Source organism: Deltaproteobacteria bacterium, from assembly GCA_022340465.1.
GTDB lineage: Bacteria > Desulfobacterota > Desulfobacteria > Desulfobacterales > B30-G6 > JAJDNW01.
On record JAJDNW010000100.1, the window covers coordinates 41,213 to 57,932 of the forward strand.

The following is a 16,720-nucleotide window of genomic DNA, read 5'->3' on the forward strand; positions in this document are numbered from 1 at the left end:
CATGGACATGTTTCGAATTTTAGTCGTCGACGATGAGATCGATTTCCTCGAAACCATTATTAAGCGCCTGCAGAAAAGAGAGCTCGACGTCACCGGCGTCAAAAGCGGAGAAGAGGCCGTCGCAATGATCCGTGAAAAGATGTTCGACGTCGTGCTGCTGGATGTCAAGATGCCGGGCGGTATGGACGGCATCGAAACGCTCCGGGAAATCAAAAAAATCAAGCCCTTGACCGAAGTGGTGCTGCTGACCGGACACGCCTCGGTGGAAACCAGCATCGAAGGGATGAAACTGGGCGCCTTCGACTACCTGCTGAAACCCATCAAGATAGAAGAACTGATGATGAAGCTGGCGGCCGCTTTTCAGCGCAAGGACACCCAGGACCAGAAAATCCGCAGTGCCAAGATCAAGGAATTGACGCGGTACCCGGGCAGGGTGTTCGACCAGATCAAGAAAAACGGCGCATAAAATCCGTTCTTCTGTCTGATTTTCGAGAGGGGGAATCAGGTCGTTGGCTGCCGTGGAAACGGTTGACTGCTGATGCCCCTTCTTCACACAAGAAAATGAATTTCCCCCGCAGTTTTTTTGAAGCAATTAAAAAAAGCCGGGTCGTTTGACCCGGCTCATGCGCCTTTGAAAACGATCGGCTAACTTTGTCAAACGGTGCGCCGGTCTTTGCCCGTCCGTCGATCGTGCATTCTTCGTTCAGGAATATGCACGGCACAGCTGAACTGCCGCTGATCGGCACCCGATCGTCTGCCTCCATTATCAAAAAGCGAGTTTCTGTTCACGGTTTAGTTTCTCCTAAAGCGATTTCTGCCGATACCGGCCAGGCCGACAAGGCCTGTGCCGATGAGGAAAAGGGTCGCCGGTTCGGGTACCGACGGTGGTGGGTCATTACTTCTATCATCTCTGGAGGAGAAATTATAGAGAGAGATGTGAGAAAGCCCATACTGACCATCTTCAGTAAAATACTCTGGCAATACCACATCACCAACAAAACCTTCGCCGAGATACCAGACCCAGGACCCGGCATTCCCGGCATCGTATTTGCCAAGAACGTAGGAAAATCCGGTCGCGTCGATTTCACTATCGAAGCCCGCATCCTCACTTTGTTCTTTGACGGCATCAGTCAAGACCGCTGTCGGGAATTCGACGTCGAGATCGCTGCCAATCCGGTTGTATGTTTCGGTTCCGATAACAGTGTCACCCTGTCCATCACTCAAGGTTATCAGATAATTGACGTAGTCTACCTCATTTTCTGGATTGGAAGGGATCCCATCGTTAATGAGACCAACATAGGCGTCATCCCCAAAACTCAGGGCGGAAGCGCTGGTTACTGAAAACAGCGCAAAAAGTATAGAGGCAACAAGTGCCATATAAAATTTTCTCATTTTGGACCTCCTTTCACAACGTTTTGTAACGTTTGCTTTCAGGATGCGGCAGGCTTAACACCACATCGTGGTACTATATGACAGCAAGAAACGGGCCAACAATTATATATATTCAGATAGTAATGATTTTAATGGGTTACGTTTTTTCCGATACGGACAGATGGAAAATTGTGAAAAACAGATAATAAATTCTATCACCTAAATGCCACTATGTGGTATAAATAAACACCATTAATTGACCGCCAAGGGCTTTAAAGGGCGATTGGACGCGCTGCAACGGTTCGAAACTACGGAATCCCGATTTTTTGTCCGCGGGTTAAAATAATGAATGATTTCGAGGGCTAGAAAGTTTTTCGATGAGAAAGAGGCCGCATGCTAGGGAAAAATCCATGGCATGGTGTTCGCGATGACAATTGCCTCGCCCCAATACAGTTTGCGCTGAAAAAAGACAAATAAGGTAAACACAAGCGCAAGAAATAGATGCTCATGCAAGATAGGGTGAGGATATTCCTTACAGGATCTCCGTTTATTTTGTAAGACTTGAATAATGGCAATATATTGTCGGCGCTGGCGAGCTAACCCCGTCCAGGGGTTAGCCAGGGCCTGGCTATCCGGGGCAAGACATTTAGTTGAATTGTTTTCTCAATTCCGTTTTCAATATTTTACCCGTAGGTGTCCTGGGTAACGCATCCGTGACCACCACGGATTTGGGAATTTTGAATTTTCCAATCTTGCCCTGACACCACTCGATCAATTCTTCTTCGGTCAGTGTCTGCCCTGCCTGAACAACCACGATGGCCTTGACGGCTTCACCCCATTTTTCGTGGGGATAACCGATAACCCCCACATCGACGACTTTGGGATGGTTTAACAGGGCATCTTCGATTTCCGCCGGATAAATATTTTCACCACCGGAAATGATCATGTCCTTTTTGCGGTCAAGGATATAGAGAAATCCGTCCGCGTCCATTTTGGCGACATCACCGGTATGCAGCCAACCGTCTTTTATGGCGTCATCCGTCTCTTCAGGCCGGTTCAGGTATCCCTTCATCATGTTGGGTGCTCGCAACAAGACTTCGCCTTTCTCTCCCGGCGGCAGATCCTGCCCGTTGTAATCGACCACACGCACCTCGGTATGAAAAAAGGGCCGCCCGCAGGACCCGACTTTTTCAATCGCATTTTCGGAATCCAGCACCGTGCCGGTGTTGCATTCGGTCAGGCCATAAAGCTGGCGCACTTCGATACCGCTGGCTTGATATTCTTTAATTAAGGTTACGGGGACCGGAGCGGCGTACACCAGGATAGTTTTAACAGAACTCCAGTCATATTTTTCAAAATCAGGTACAAGTTTCAGAAAATCCAGGAGCTGGGGGACTGAACCGAAACCGCTAACCTTTTCTTCTTCGATAAGCTCGAGAAAACGTTGAGGATCCAAAGTTCTCAGCAGGACCACTTTTCCACCCGAGTGAACGACCCAGGGCGGACCCGCCAGAGCACCGATATGAAAAAGCGGCAAAGCGATTAAGGATGTATTTCCGATATCCAGTCCCAGCGTGCACATAAGATTTACCGAGTTCCAGTAATAGTACGCGTGGGTAAGTTCGGCGCCTTTTGGCCTTCCGGTCGTTCCGGATGTATACAGTATAGTTAAGGTGTCATCGTCGCCGCCGACGATTTGCGGTTCCCCGTCGGGTGCGTCACCGATCAACGTTTCGTACGATTTGGCCCAATCCGGTGGATTCTCGGAAATAGCGATGAAATCTTTGGTGGGGATGTCACTGCGGATGGAGTCGACCACCTCCGCGTACTCCGGACCGAATACAAGTACCTTTGAATCGGAATCTGACAGGATGTACTGTATTTCAGGACCTGCCAGACGGTAGTTGACCGGCACCAGGATGGCCCCGATTTTACCCAATCCAAAATACATATCGTAATATTCCGGCTCGTTGAAAGCCAGTATGCCTATGCGGTCACCATGTCCGATGCCCAGAGCTGTCATGGCATTGGCCAGGCGGTTGGCGCGATCGTTTAGGTCTTGATAGGTGCGGCGGACATCCTCACAGACCAATCCCTCTCTGCCGGGAGTTATTCGTGAACGTCTGGTTAAAAAATCTCCGATGTTTATTTTCATAGTTTCCCCCTTTCATTGTAATAACGAAATTACCATAACGTCAGCAGACGGTATGACTCTCGATTTACGGGTGACTTTTTCTTCGAGAGACATGAGATCACCTTCGTAAGGCAAAGGCCGATTGCATTCTCCTTGATTGGTATCTCAATAGAGGGATGTTGTTTGGATACCGCTGGAGCAGGCAAATACTAAATCCCAATTAATCTATTTTCAACAAAACAAGGGGGTCAAGGATTCAAGGATCCGAGGGTATGACCTTAGAGGTCAGAGGTCACAGGCGTATGGCAGGGTTGAAACCCTGCGCTACACAGCCGTAAGCTATATGCTATGTAGACCAGGATGTCAACACGTCATCAAATTAGACTGGCCAACCGACGCACCCCTTCTATAATTTGTTTTTCATTGCAATAGGAAAAATTGAACCGCAGTGCATTATTCTTCATCGATCCTTGCGGATAAAATTTGCTTCCCGGAATAAAGGCTACCTTATTTTCTACCGCACGGGTGAACAAAGCATCTGTGTCGACAGACTCATCAAGCGTGACCCAGACAAATATTCCGCCTTCGGGATCTGTCCATTGCGCGTGGCCGGACATATATACTTCGAGGGCCTTGACCATAGCATCTCTGCGCGGGCGATATAAATCGATAACTCTCTGGATCTGTTCTTGCATGTGGCCCTGCTCTATAAAACGCGCGGCCACACGCTGCGTAACACCTTCGGGACTTACCACGCTTTTCTGGGCCCACTTCACCATCGGTTTCGTTATTTCCGGAGGGCCGGATACAAATCCAAGTCGCAGCCCAGGGCCTAATATTTTAGAAAAAGACTTGGCAATGGTTACAAGCTTGGACTCGTTGAATTCGGTTCGGGCCAATTCCCACAGCGTACAGATATCTTCTCCGTGAAAGCGCAGTTCCCGATACGGTTGATCTTCGAGAATAGGGACCTCATATGTCAGGGCTGTCTCGATCACCGCCCGTCTCCGGTCCAGATTCATGGTTCTCCCGGTGGGGTTTTGAAAGTCCGGGGTGGTATAGATAAACTTAACTCTCTCACCGGTATGAAAAAGCTTTTCTATGCTTGCCTTCAAGCTGTCCGGCTTCATACCGAATTCATCCATTTCGATGCCGACTAGGCGGGCGCCACAGCTTTCCATGGCGGAAAAGGAACCCGGGAACCCGGGCGCTTCACAGATGATAATATCGCCCGGATCGATGAGCGTACGCGTGAAATGGTAGATCCCGCTGGTGGAACCAATGGTAATCATGATTTCATCGTCGGACAGATCGGGCACCCCCTCATACTTTTTCAGGGCGTTTTTCAATACACGATCCCCGTCGCTCGCACCGTACTGTAAAACATCATCCCCTTCGTGGGTGATGACACCTGAATACAGATCTCTAAACACGTCTTTGGGAAACGAAGCTGGACTGGGAAGGCCGCCGGCAAAGGATATCATATCCGGGACGCCCCTGGTCGTATTCAACATCTCCCGGATAAAAGAGTGCTGCATGCATGCTGTCATTTTCGAATAGAGTCTATGTATCGCTTTGTCCATTCTATGGCCTCTCCCGCTTTATTTCCTGATAAAGGCGACCAGACCCGGATGCCGTCATGACAATAGCCCCGGTATGCCGGACAGATCGTTCAGCACAGGATCGATTCCCACTCGTCGAGCCAGATCGGAAGTAAACAGCCCGTCCGGGTCGAGTCGCTTTTTGATCGCCAAAAGTTCTTTGTATCGCGGAAACACGCGGTAGAACTGTTCCGGACGCAGCACCTGATCCTTGGCAAGATGGATCTTGCCTCCCCTCCGAATGGTGGCCTCGATAAGTTGATCTACGGCTTCCCGGCTGGCATCCATGTGGCGCTTTTTCGGGTGGAATTCAAAGTTGAGGCTGTAACCGTCTTCCGAAAAAGATATAAGGCAGTCATCCGGTTTGTGGGACCGCAGAATCGTCGTCACCGGGGGGCAGGGTGACGACTGGCAAATACCCATCAGTTCGACGATGGCCTCCCGCGCCTCTGACCTGGGAAACGTAAGCTGCACCGTGTAGCCGTGGGGTCCGCAGACCAGGTGGGCAGGTGGCACCGTAAAACTGGCCTCGAAGCCGAACCTGAGGAAGAGCTCTGTATTGGAAGAACGCCCGGTGGTCTCCAAAAACCGGCATCCGGCATAGTACATCTGGTTGAACGTATTCATCATGGGGCGCTGAAAATGCAGCATAAGCGACAGCAGGGGACCGAATTTTTCGTGAAGCGCGAGGCCGAACTCGCGGTGCTTTTCAAGGCGTTCGTAGCCTGCAGCAAGGATTTTCCGTCGTTGGGCCGGCGTATCCCGTCGCTCGACCCATTTGGCGGCATGGATCACGGAGCGCCCCACCCGGCTGCCTCTGGCGTAAGCATCCACCCAGACAACCGCCGCATCGTGTGATGTCTCGACACGCGCAATTGTCTTTAGCATCTCGTCGACATCCGGCACGGGTATGCGGTCGATCCTGACAAAGGGAGATGGCACTGGACAAAGTTGCAGCGTCGCGTCTATGATGATACCGATGAGGCCTATACCCCCTAATACGGCATTGAAAAGCTCATGGGAACGGTCTATTTCAAGGGTGCTGCCGTCTGCCAGCATCAGGGTAAAGCGAACGACCTGATGGGCAAAACTGCCGTGGTGCCAGGCGTCCTTTCCGTTGACGTTGACACACATCGCTCCGGCAACGCTGGAGTGTGATTCGGTCGGACTCGCCGGCAGGTAGAGCCGGTGATGGTGAACCACCCGGTAAATATCGATGAGCCGGATGCCGGCCTCCACAGTGATCTGGGCCGCGTCGGCATTGAAGTCGAGTATCCGGTTCATGGCGCTCATGTCCATCAGCGCCTGGCCGTCGTTGAGTGCCAGATCACCATACCCGCGCCCCGCACCGCGTGCGCAGACAGTCATACCCTGTTTGCGGCAGTAGGCAAGCGCCTCGCGGCATTGCTCAATCGATGTCGGCTGCGCAACCAGAGAGCGCGTCTTCATCGAGCCCACTAGAGACTCGAGCGCTTTCCATTTCATAAAGCCCGGTGGGCGTATCGTTCCAGAATTCATCAAGACTCTCCGCGGGCCGCCGGCTGGAAGTTGAGCATATCCAGGGCCTTTGCAAGCACCTGTTGCACCCCGATGCTGGTAAGACACACATTGTCTCCGTCGCAGGGTGAGTTGCGGTGGTTATAGGCTGAAAGACAGGGCGAACAGGACAGGGACGAATGAAATACAACCGCGTTATCGCTTAGGGGCCCATAGAGGACAGGTGTTTCCGGGCCGAAAAATATGATGGTCTTAATGGGTGTCATGGCTGAGAACTGACCCGGTCCACCGTCATTGGTGATGAGCAGCGATGCCAGGTGAAATAGAATCATTAATTCGCGCAACGTTCGTGTGAAGCCGGTAAGGTCGATACAGTCCTTGTGACGGCAATGGGCCTGGATGGTTTGTGCCAGGTGCCGGTCCTCCTTCATTCCGATGATGCCCACGGCGCAGCCGGCCTGCAGCAGTTTATCCGCCAGGCGGCAATAGGATTCCAGGGGCCAGGCCCTTATGGGCAACAGGCCGCCGCTTGGATACAACAGGACCAACGGCTTCCCTTCAACAGCGGGGGCATGGGTATGAAACCGTCTGGTAAATGCCTCGGTCACGGTCGGTGTCAACCGGACCTTTGGCAATGTTGTCTTCACCGGAGCTACCGACCGCTTTGACCGGGGAAACGTTTCTGATTCCATGGCATCCGCCAGCGTGATGAACTGCTGGGATATGTGCTGGTAGGGATTGTAAAGCACCGGGCAATTGATGAAATCCCCCCGGTAGAGACCTTCCTGGGTGTGCCTGTGAAAGCCTACGCGTACAGGCGCGCCGCTCAGATATGAGAGCATGCTGCTGATCCGGTGGAAAAGCTCACAATCGATGGACACATCAAATTTCTGGCGGCGCAGTTCAATCACCACCCGTATAATGCCCACGAACAATCTGGCTGGGGAAGAGGGATCGATGGTGTAAATGTTTTCATTGGGAACAACTTCCATGATCTCCATGATCTCCCTGTTCTCTTTAAACTGCAGTACACTGATGGCTGCTTTCGGATACCTCGATTTCAGGAGTTGAAACATCGGGTGGGCCAGTACCAGGCTACCCATCTCGGACAGCAGGATAACGAGAATTTTCCGGGTGTTCCGTGGGGTTGTCTTTGCTTGACGGCTGAAACAGAACAGGGAGAGGACCCGGCACAGGATTGCCCCTATAACCTGGTCAATTTTGCGCTGCAGTTTAACATTCATGGATAATTTCAACTACATGAACCCGTATACCAAGTCAAGTGAATTAACCGGCATGCTTTTGTTTTTCAAACTTTTCACTTGACCTGGCAATAAATCCCATTATGATAAATCAATTTTTCGAATGGATTTCCATGCTGCCGAAAATGCGGATTGAACCATGCGTTTGCGGTTGAAAAGCTTGGGACGCTTGATGCGTGCAGCCAACGGAAACAACGCCATGGAAAAACAACCAGAGTCCCATGCCCGGGAAGCACCGTTAGGCGAGGATAAAAGCCTCAAGCAGAAAATGTGGAGCTGGCCGACCTATGCCAGCATCGCCGTCTCCATCGTCATTCTTTCCATCCTCGTGTCCATGCTGGACATCAAAGAAATCTGGCGTGAATTCGAAGCCGCCGACAAGTTCTACATCCTCATCGCGGCACTCTCCCACTATGCCACATACCTGGTGCGGGGTATGCGTTGGCGAAATTGCCTGACACGCTTCAATCTTAAAGACGGCTCGTTGAGATTTTCCCTGTTGGTATTCTTTTATAATTTTGTAGACAACGTGGTTCCCGCCAAATTCGGAGATCTCTACGCTTCCCACATGGCACGCATCAACTTCGGTGTCAGACGCTCGGCCGCCATCGGGTCAATCGTTTTTCTGAGAATGATCGACGCCTGGGTATTGCTGATCCTGGCAGGGGTGTCGTCCTGGATCCTGTTTGCCGCCAAACTGCCGAACTCGGTGCTCTGGAGTCTGATCCTTGGCATTGCCATAGCCGTGGGTGCAACTTCGATTATCCTGGTTTTCTTTTTCTTTAAAAAGTCCATCCCCGGCTTCTTACCCGAAAAGGTCGTTGAGATGATTAAATCTTTTCAAGATGGTATGTGGCCTCAACCCGAAAGGCTGATTCTGATCGCCGGTCTCACCGTGGTTATCTGGATGCTGGAATCGCTGTGGATCTTCTTTCTGTGCATGGCCTTCGGGTTCCGGTTGTCAGTGGTCGAGCTCGTTTTCCTGACCATGATTCCCCTGCTGGCCACCTCTTTTCCATTTACCCCTTCCGGGACCGGGGTGGTCGAACTGACCCTGTTCAGTTGTTTGCGGCTTGTGGGTGCTGTTTCGCCGGTGGCGGCCTCCATCACCGTTGTCAACCGGTTCATCGATTTCTGGCTCCACATCGGTCTGGGGCTGGTGGTGTTCGCCTTTCGGCGGATGTTGAACCTGCGCACCTGGCGCGAGGTGCCCATGAAAACGGACAACCTGTCCAGCAGGCCCCCCCAGACACCAAACGTTCAGGAAGGTTCGGAACTATTGACTCGGGTGGAGCCGTGACCTATTTTCATGCTCTCGAGATCGAGGCAGCCGGACACGACGCCTTGCCACGAGATCCAGAAAAGCGAGTCTTACGATAATCCGCGCGCAGTCCAAGGCCTGTAATCGGTCGATAGAAAACGCGTCGCTAATGTAAAGAGAGGTCGAAGCATGACACTAATAGGAAGCGTACCCCGGCGGGCAGTAAACCTGGCACCGGGAACCTTGAGAACCCTCATCAGACACCTGCCGGGCAGCAAGGCCCAGCAGGGGCCCTCCATCGAAGCATTCTATCAGGCTTTCGGCCAATGGCTCGGCACCCCGCATGTATTCGGTGCCGCCTCGGGCCGTTCGGCCTTTCAACTGGCATTGAAATCCCTTGAACTGAAAAAGGGCGCCGAGATCATCTTCCCCATTTTTACCTTCCCGGTCATGCCGATGGTTGCGAAAATTCTCGGCTACCGACCTGTTTTCTGCGAGGTGGATCCCGTGACGTTCAACGCCGGCCCCGAGCATATCGAACCCAAGATCACCGCTGACACGGGTGCCGTGCTGGCCACGCATCTGTTCGGGAAACCCTGCCCGATCAATGAAATCAAAGCGTTGGCCCGGCAACGGGGTATCCGTCTGCTGGAGGACTGTGCCCATGCCTGCGGTGTACGCGTGGACGGGAAAGCGGTGGGGACTTTCGGGGATATCGGCCTGTTCAGTTTCGCCGAGGGGAAAAACATGCCCTGTTTTGGTGGGGGTGCCATTGCCATATCGGATCCTGTGATCGCAGCTAGAGCCGGGCAAATATTGGCCGAATCGGCCATGCAGTCCAAAGATGAAATAGTCAAAAAGGCGATCTCGGTCTGGCTGAAATGGCTGGCTACGATTCCCTGGGTATTCGGCATCACCATGTATCCGGCATTGAGACTCAAACAGATGCTGAACCAGCCGTTGCTGGACTCCTCCGTAGGGGACGACCTGCTCTACCAGTTTGAGCGATCACAACCCCAAATCAAACGCATGTCCAACCTGCAGGCCGCCGTCGGGCTCGTTCAGCTGCGTTACATCGATGCCTTTAACGAAGGCGCGCGGCTAAATGGCCAGGCATTGACCGAGGAGTTGGGGAAGGTAAAATCGGTCACGGCGCCGCCGACCTCGGACAAAAATAACATCTACGTGTACTATCCCCTCTCGGTCTCACCGGAAATGCGCGATGACCTGCGCCATTTTTTGCTCAGGCACGGGATCGATTCGAAGATAACCGATATGTCCGACTGCTCCGTGCTGACACCTTTCCAGAATGGCCGCAACGATGACAAACACCGGGAAGGGCCCAGCGAAGCATCTATCCTGGAAATCTGTGTGTACCCTATGATCTCAACGGCCAAAATGCGTCGTATCGGTCGGGTGATACGAGCCTGGGATGCCGCAAAACACTGACCGCATAAATCGGCGATCTCCGGTAGAGCCTTAAGATATGAAGCAGCCCCCCGAAGGGGCCTGTTCTGCCGCCGGCACTGATTTGTTTGGGGTTGACACAATGCTTCAAAGGACAGCGGTTTGAAACATGATTGCTGCCAGTTATACCGATTCTCATACATCTGTTCTGCTTGAAACGCACGAGCCGCTTTTTTTGCACCCTGTAAAATAAACTGACGATCCCGTCGTCCCCCGGCCACCCGCCCCTCCTTCTCGAGAATTTAATAGTATACATATTTTCAGCATGTTGTGAATTTCGTACGTTTTCCCTGCGGGTGGCACACGGCTTGCATTTCCACCTTTTCAGATCAGCGATCCTAGCAAGGAGACATTGTAAAAGGACATGATGCATAAACCGACCAAGGAGGGACTCAATATGAAGAAAATATTTTTCCATCTGTTTGTCATCATCGCGATCGGCCTGATGGGCGGCTTCTTTGCAGAAACTGACCATGCCTGTGCCGAAGAAGCGATCCGCTATGCCGGTTCCAACCAAATATACAAGGCCTTTGACAGCGAGCTCATCCCGGCCTTCAGTAAAGCCACCGGCGTCCGGGTCCAGGTAAAAACCTCATCGTCCGGATCCGCTTTTTACCGTCTGATGAACGGCTACAGCGATATTGCGTCCATTGCCAGGAAGCTCTATCGCAAGCATGAGGACTACGGATATATACAGATCCCCTTCTGCAAGGACCCACTAGCGGTTATCACCAGTAGCAAATGCGGAGTGGACAACCTGACTGAAAGCCAGGTGCAGGACATCTTCAGCGGCGATATCGTCAACTGGAAAGAGATCGGCGGAAGGGATTTGCCCATTCTGGTAGTGGTCCCGGAAGAGGACACGGCTGCCAACAAAAATTTCCGGCGCCAGGTCATGCGGCACAAGGAAATCACCTATGCGTTTTCCGCCTATGACTCGACCATGGCCATCGAAGCCATCAAGAGCCTGCCGGTAGGTGCGGTGTCCTTTATTGCCAATGGCGCCATTTCCCATGAAGCGCAGATCAAAACGGTAAAGATCGATGGCAGGCTGCCCACGGATGGAGACTACCCTTACTTTCAGATATTCTACTACGTTACCCGTGGAAAACCTGAAGGCAGCCTGAAGGCTTTCATCGATTTCGCCTTTTCGAAAACAGGAAAAGAAATCATGCAGCGCAACGGCATGCTGCCCCTCCCAGATCCGCGTTAATCCGCCCCCCGTATACGGCCCACCCCTATTGAAAGGAGCGGCATGCAGTCTCGGCCGCTCCTTTTCCAATCGATATAATTCTAAAAATTTGAGATGCCCGGCTTGGGTGAAAAGCGGGTTCGCATCACCGGGCCGGCAGGCTGATGGCGTAGGCGACACGCTTGTAAAAAAAATTGACACCCTACGGGTCGCACATTTCGAGCGGGCCCGGGCCCTTTGCAATAACTATTTGAATATAAATGAAATACAACCCAATCTTCTGAGTACCTATACTGGCATGACCATTGCTATACCATGAGGCAAAGACGGGGACGTGTTTTTACCTGAATTAAAATTTTTATTGGCCATCAGCATTCGAACGCAATCCTGCCATGGAACCAACGACAAGACCGGGGCTTGAAAAACGCATATTCTGGGGAGTCCTGATGACGGCCTGTTCCATTCTGGTAGCAGGAACGATTCTCTCCGTGTGGTCATCGAAAGAGGCCCGGACAAGCCTTTCCCGGATGTTCAACGACCAGCAGCTGATCAGCGCCCGTTACGCAGCCGGATTGATCGAGCACCAGTTGGCCTTCATCAGAAAAAAACTCGTTTTTCTGCGCAGCGATATCGTGCTGAATGCCGGCGACCCGGCCCTCGTGGACCAGACGATTCAGAATGGGTTGTCACGGCTTATGGAAAACGGCGTCCGCAAATTCGAAATCATCGACCCGCATGCGCACATCACCAGCGTTCACCTGCCCTATGGACGCAGAGGCGAAAAAACCTGGACCTCGGAAAGTGTGAACCGCCTGCCCCTGCCTCAGTCTATCGAGGCCGGTGATATCTGGAGCGAACCCTATATAGCCAACCCGGGCATCCCCATGCTCGCCATGATAACGTCTCTGAATGACAGGGCCGGAAGGTTCTTGGTCTGCCACATCGACATCGCCTGGTTCATATCACCCTATTTAAAAAATATTCTTTCCGGAAAAACCGGCTACGCCTGGGTTATCGACGACCAGGGCACCTTCCTGTACCATCCCGACGCACGGTTCACCGGGAAAAACGCCTTTGCGGTCCGCAAAGAAAAGTATCCGGAACTCTCCTTTGAAATGATCAACACCATCCAGAAGAAAAAAATGATTGCCGGGAAAGAGGGCACCGGCAGGTATTTTTCAGGATGGCACAGAGGCGTCACCGGTAAGATCGAAAAACTGGTGGCCTTCTGCCCCATCGATGTGTCGGTTCACCCTCCCCGAAAATGGTCCGTTGCCGTGACCGCACCGGTTTTGGAAATCGAAGATGCTCTCAAGGAAGACGAACGGCGCCGGTTGATTTTCCAGGCGCTCACCCTGCTGTCTGTCATTCTCGGCGCGGGTGTAATCCTTTTTCTTGAGGTCCGATGGTCCCGACGGTTGGAAGTCTACGCCGAACAACGCTCCGAAGCCTTTAAGCGCAGCGAGGAGAAATACCGGTCCCTGGTGGAAAGTGCCGAGGATTTGATCTTTACCGTCAATGAAAAGGGCCGCTTCCTGACCATGAACAGCTTTACAGCCGAATGGCTGGGCGGCAGAAGGGATGAACTGATCGGCGGGCAGATTGGCGACTATTTCCCTTCTCGGGCGGCCGAAAAGCAGATGGAGCACATTAAAAAGGTCTATGCATCCGGGAAAAGCCTCAGAACGGAAATCGAGCTTTTGGCAGGGACCGACCGTTCCTGGTTGAGCACCAATTTCATGCCCTTGAAAGACGCCGACAAAAATGTCAGCGCGGTTCTATGTATTGCCAGAGACATCACCGATGACAAAAACCTGGAGGAACAACTGGTAAACACGGAAAAACTCGCTTCACTGGGGACGCTGGCCGCCGGAGTGGCTCATGAGATCAACAACCCGCTTGGTGTAATCCTCGGATTCTGCGACCTGCTGATCGAAAATACCGACAAACAATCCCGGATCCATGACGACCTGAAAGTGATCGAGCGCCAGGGGCTCCACTGCAAGGAGATAGTGGAAAACCTTCTCAGTTTTTCGCGAACGGACAAGCACGAACCTCAAGACGTGGACCTCAACCTGTGCCTGAAAGATTTGATCCAGATTGTGGATCACACCCTCGAGCTGCGCCGCATCGTGTTGATCACCGATCTGGCTGAAGGTATTCCCAATATCAAAGCGGAAGCCCATCAGCTGCAGCAGGTTTTTCTGAACCTGGTCAACAATGCGGCAGCGGCCATGGACAAGGGAGGGGTATTGAAGGTTCGGACCGCCTTTGATCGTACCAACCGCAAGGCCGTCGTCCAGATAATTGACAGCGGTCACGGTATAGCGCCGGAAAACATGGACCGCATCTTCGACCCCTTTTTCACCACCAAACCGGAAGGCGAAGGCACCGGGCTGGGTCTGTTCGTCAGCTACGGTATCATTACCCGCCTGGGGGGAGCTATCCGGTGCGTCAGCCATCAGGCGCCCTCACGGGAAAAGCACCGGGAAGAGGGCGACATGGTGGAACGGGAAACGACCTTTACCATCACGCTGCCGGTGTGACAACCGGCCCCTTACATCCGGTAAAGGAAGCCGGGAAAGGAAAGTCGATGGCTCAAAAAATCCTGATTGTGGATGATGAAAAGGACATGCTGACGCTGCTAAAGCGTATCATCACCACAGACACGCTGCACACCGTCGAGACCCGCCATGACCCTCGGGACGCTTTGGAAGCGTTTAGAGAAGGCGCATTCGACCTCGTCATCTCCGACTTGAAAATGCCCGCCATGGACGGGTTGACCCTGCTGCAGGAGGTAAAAAGACATCGTCCGGAAACAGCCGTGATCATCATGACAGCCTACGGCACCATCGAAACGGCGGTGACATCGATTCAAAAGGGCGCCTTCGACTTCATCACCAAACCCTTCAAAAGGGAACGGGTGCTGGTCACCATCGATAAAGCCCTGGAGTGGCAGAAGGTGCTGGATGAGAACAAGGCCCTGCGCAGTGCCCTGGCAGAATCGAAAGGGTTTGCCGACATGATCGGAACGACGCCGACCATGCTGGAAATTTTTGACCGCATCAAGCTCGTGGCTACCACCGTAGCCACCGTGCTGATCACCGGCCCCAGCGGAACCGGCAAGGAACTGATCGCGCGTGCACTCCACCGGTACAGTTCGAGAAGCAACCGGGAGATGCTGACCGTCAACTGCACCGCCATTCCGGAAAACGTACTGGAAAGTGAGCTTTTCGGCCATGTCAAGGGCGCCTTCACCGGCGCCTGGAAAGATAAAAAAGGGATTGTCGAAAGGGCCCACAAAGGGACGCTTTTTCTCGACGAAATTGCGGATCTGAAACCCGAGCTGCAAACCAAACTCCTGCGCCTTCTGCAGGAAGGGGAATACAAGCCCGTCGGCAGCGAAAGCACCTGCAAGGCCGATATCCGTTTTGTGGCCGCGACCAATCACGACCTCAAGGCCGATATCAAAGAAAAAAGATTCCGGGAGGATCTCTACTACCGTCTCAATGTCATCACCTTTGAACTGCCGGCGCTCAAGGAAAGAAAAGACGACATACCGGCTTTAGGTTTTCATTTCTTAAAAAAATATGCGGCCATCAACCAGAAAATGGTCACGGACATATCCCCTTCCGCCATGCAGGTGCTGACCCAGTATGACTATCCCGGCAATGTGCGCGAGCTTGAAAATATCATCGAACGCGGGGTGATCCTGTGCCGCTCCAATATCCTGTCGGTAAAGGACCTTTCCATCGACAGCAGCCCCTTTACCTGTTTCGACGGAGGGGAAGAAGATCTGTTTCAACTGTCCTTCAGGGAAGCCAAGGATAAAATGAACCACTTGTTCCATAGGTACTACATCCGGGAGCTGCTCAAGCGCAACAACGGCAACATCAGCCACGCAGCCAGTGCCGCAGGAATCCAGCGGCAGTACCTGCACAGGCTGATGAAGGAGGAGGACATCCATGCAGAACCATTCAAAGACAAGTCGTGAGGGTCTTACGAGAAAGTTTTCGATAGTAATATTGCTGATCGCCTTGACACCTCTTTTGATTGTCACCGGGGTCGTCATGGATCAATACCGGGATGCCTACGAAGCCAAAACATACGCCCATCTGACCGAACGGGTTCAAAAGCACGCCCGCCTTATCGACATTTTCTTGCAGGAGCGCCTGGGGGATATCCGCTTTCTCGCGCAAGCCTTTGACGGCGAAGCCCTTACCCGAAAACCCTTTTTGCAGCGCTGCCTGGACCTTCTCCGGAAAGAATGCGGTTCGGTGTTTACGGATATGGGTGTGGTTGAAATCGGCCCCCGGGGCCGCCAAATCAACTACGCCGGCCCCTTTCAGCTGGAAAATGCGCTTTACGGAAAAGCGGGCTGGTTTCAGATAGCCGCCGCCAGAGAGCATTTCATCAGCGACACATTCATGGGGCTGCGCGGCTTTCCCCATTTCATCGTTGCGGCCCGCAAACGATGGGGTGGTGGCGACTGCATTGTGCGGGCCACCGTCGACTTTACCGCTTTCGACAATCTGGTTAAAAGCCTTAAAAGCGGCGTCAGCGGCTATGCCTTTATTATCAATCGGGCCGGCAGCCTGCAGGCCGGCAGCCCGGGGGTGACCCCCCTTCCCGGCAACGCCGAAGTCAATACCCTGTTCGAACTCGCCGACAATCAAACGTTTCTATCCAGCAGTGAGGACAACGCGGCCTTTTATGTTACCGCCCTTATTAAAAACGGCGCATGGCTGCTTGTATACCACCAGACGAAAGCCGACATATTTTCACAGTTGCGCCGCACCCACAAAATTGCCTTTGCCGCTCTCTTTATCGGCAGCGTGGCCATTGTCTGCACGGCACTTTATCTGCCGCTGGCTATTCTGCTAAAAACGGAACAGGGATCCGGAGAACAAAAGCAGAGGTAAAAAAGGAGATTCC

Annotated in this window: 13 protein-coding genes; 7 read left to right on the forward strand and 6 right to left on the reverse strand. The window is 52.7% G+C overall.

Annotated features, from left to right (window positions below):
* The first annotated feature begins 1 nt into the window (after position 1).
* Entirely contained in the window at positions 2–466 is a 465-nt protein-coding gene (locus LJE94_14790) for a response regulator (GenBank protein ID MCG6911375.1), read from the forward strand.
* On the opposite strand, the gene LJE94_14795 is transcribed toward LJE94_14790, so the two are convergent.
* The 6 genes from LJE94_14795 to LJE94_14820 form a co-directional block, all read right to left on the reverse strand.
* The gene (locus LJE94_14795) at positions 447–764 is read right to left on the reverse strand and encodes a hypothetical protein (GenBank protein MCG6911376.1); all 318 of its coding nucleotides are present in this window, start codon (positions 762–764) and stop codon (positions 447–449) included. The genes LJE94_14790 and LJE94_14795 overlap by 20 nt on opposite strands.
* Positions 765–792: 28 nt before the next feature.
* Positions 793–1,392: a PEP-CTERM sorting domain-containing protein gene (locus tag LJE94_14800; GenBank protein MCG6911377.1), complete on the reverse strand. Its 600-nt coding sequence runs from the start codon at positions 1,390–1,392 to the stop codon at positions 793–795.
* Between the two features lie 625 nt (positions 1,393–2,017).
* Positions 2,018–3,526 carry a long-chain fatty acid--CoA ligase gene (locus tag LJE94_14805; protein ID MCG6911378.1) on the reverse strand — a complete coding sequence of 503 codons (1,509 nt, stop codon included), beginning with the start codon at positions 3,524–3,526 and terminating at the stop codon, positions 2,018–2,020.
* Positions 3,527–3,879: 353 nt separating this feature from the next.
* A complete protein-coding gene (locus LJE94_14810) occupies positions 3,880–4,989 on the reverse strand; it encodes a PLP-dependent aminotransferase family protein (GenBank protein ID MCG6911379.1) in 1,110 nt (369 codons plus the stop codon).
* 153 nt (positions 4,990–5,142) lie between these two features.
* Positions 5,143–6,624 (reverse strand): FAD-binding oxidoreductase, encoded by a 1,482-nt coding sequence (locus tag LJE94_14815; GenBank protein ID MCG6911380.1) that lies wholly within the window; start codon positions 6,622–6,624, stop codon positions 5,143–5,145.
* Positions 6,624–7,847 (reverse strand): glycosyltransferase family 9 protein, encoded by a 1,224-nt coding sequence (locus LJE94_14820; protein MCG6911381.1) that lies wholly within the window; start codon positions 7,845–7,847, stop codon positions 6,624–6,626. Before LJE94_14820 ends, LJE94_14815 begins: the two co-directional genes overlap by 1 nt.
* 217 nt (positions 7,848–8,064) lie before the next feature.
* On the opposite strand from LJE94_14820, the gene LJE94_14825 reads away from it, so the two are divergent.
* From LJE94_14825 to LJE94_14850, 6 genes are all read left to right on the forward strand, one after another.
* Positions 8,065–9,165 carry a flippase-like domain-containing protein gene (locus tag LJE94_14825; protein ID MCG6911382.1) on the forward strand — a complete coding sequence of 367 codons (1,101 nt, stop codon included), beginning with the start codon at positions 8,065–8,067 and terminating at the stop codon, positions 9,163–9,165.
* A 150-nt stretch (positions 9,166–9,315) separates the two neighbouring features.
* Entirely contained in the window at positions 9,316–10,575 is a 1,260-nt protein-coding gene (locus tag LJE94_14830) for a DegT/DnrJ/EryC1/StrS family aminotransferase (protein ID MCG6911383.1), read from the forward strand.
* Between the two features lie 415 nt (positions 10,576–10,990).
* Positions 10,991–11,806 carry a substrate-binding domain-containing protein gene (locus LJE94_14835; protein MCG6911384.1) on the forward strand — a complete coding sequence of 272 codons (816 nt, stop codon included), beginning with the start codon at positions 10,991–10,993 and terminating at the stop codon, positions 11,804–11,806.
* Between the two features lie 371 nt (positions 11,807–12,177).
* Positions 12,178–14,331, forward strand: a complete 2,154-nt coding sequence (locus tag LJE94_14840) for a PAS domain S-box protein (protein ID MCG6911385.1) — start codon at positions 12,178–12,180, stop codon at positions 14,329–14,331.
* A gap of 47 nt (positions 14,332–14,378) precedes the next feature.
* The gene (locus LJE94_14845) at positions 14,379–15,779 is read left to right on the forward strand and encodes a sigma-54 dependent transcriptional regulator (GenBank protein MCG6911386.1); all 1,401 of its coding nucleotides are present in this window, start codon (positions 14,379–14,381) and stop codon (positions 15,777–15,779) included.
* Positions 15,751–16,707 (forward strand): cache domain-containing protein, encoded by a 957-nt coding sequence (locus tag LJE94_14850; protein ID MCG6911387.1) that lies wholly within the window; start codon positions 15,751–15,753, stop codon positions 16,705–16,707. Before LJE94_14845 ends, LJE94_14850 begins: the two co-directional genes overlap by 29 nt.
* The last annotated feature ends 13 nt before the right edge of the window (positions 16,708–16,720 follow it).

What these genes read in the sequence shown, in the direction of transcription:
- LJE94_14790 (MCG6911375.1), top strand. Translation starts at nt 2, where the DNA reads ATGGACATGTTTCGAATTTTAGTCGTCGACGATGAGATCGATTTCCTC.
- LJE94_14795 (MCG6911376.1), bottom strand. Translation starts at nt 764, where the DNA reads ATGGAGGCAGACGATCGGGTGCCGATCAGCGGCAGTTCAGCTGTGCCG.
- LJE94_14800 (MCG6911377.1), bottom strand. Translation starts at nt 1,392, where the DNA reads ATGAGAAAATTTTATATGGCACTTGTTGCCTCTATACTTTTTGCGCTG.
- LJE94_14805 (MCG6911378.1), bottom strand. Translation starts at nt 3,526, where the DNA reads ATGAAAATAAACATCGGAGATTTTTTAACCAGACGTTCACGAATAACT.
- LJE94_14810 (MCG6911379.1), bottom strand. Translation starts at nt 4,989, where the DNA reads ATGATATCCTTTGCCGGCGGCCTTCCCAGTCCAGCTTCGTTTCCCAAA.
- LJE94_14815 (MCG6911380.1), bottom strand. Translation starts at nt 6,624, where the DNA reads ATGAATTCTGGAACGATACGCCCACCGGGCTTTATGAAATGGAAAGCG.
- LJE94_14820 (MCG6911381.1), bottom strand. Translation starts at nt 7,847, where the DNA reads ATGAATGTTAAACTGCAGCGCAAAATTGACCAGGTTATAGGGGCAATC.
- LJE94_14825 (MCG6911382.1), top strand. Translation starts at nt 8,065, where the DNA reads ATGGAAAAACAACCAGAGTCCCATGCCCGGGAAGCACCGTTAGGCGAG.
- LJE94_14830 (MCG6911383.1), top strand. Translation starts at nt 9,316, where the DNA reads ATGACACTAATAGGAAGCGTACCCCGGCGGGCAGTAAACCTGGCACCG.
- LJE94_14835 (MCG6911384.1), top strand. Translation starts at nt 10,991, where the DNA reads ATGAAGAAAATATTTTTCCATCTGTTTGTCATCATCGCGATCGGCCTG.
- LJE94_14840 (MCG6911385.1), top strand. Translation starts at nt 12,178, where the DNA reads ATGGAACCAACGACAAGACCGGGGCTTGAAAAACGCATATTCTGGGGA.
- LJE94_14845 (MCG6911386.1), top strand. Translation starts at nt 14,379, where the DNA reads ATGGCTCAAAAAATCCTGATTGTGGATGATGAAAAGGACATGCTGACG.
- LJE94_14850 (MCG6911387.1), top strand. Translation starts at nt 15,751, where the DNA reads ATGCAGAACCATTCAAAGACAAGTCGTGAGGGTCTTACGAGAAAGTTT.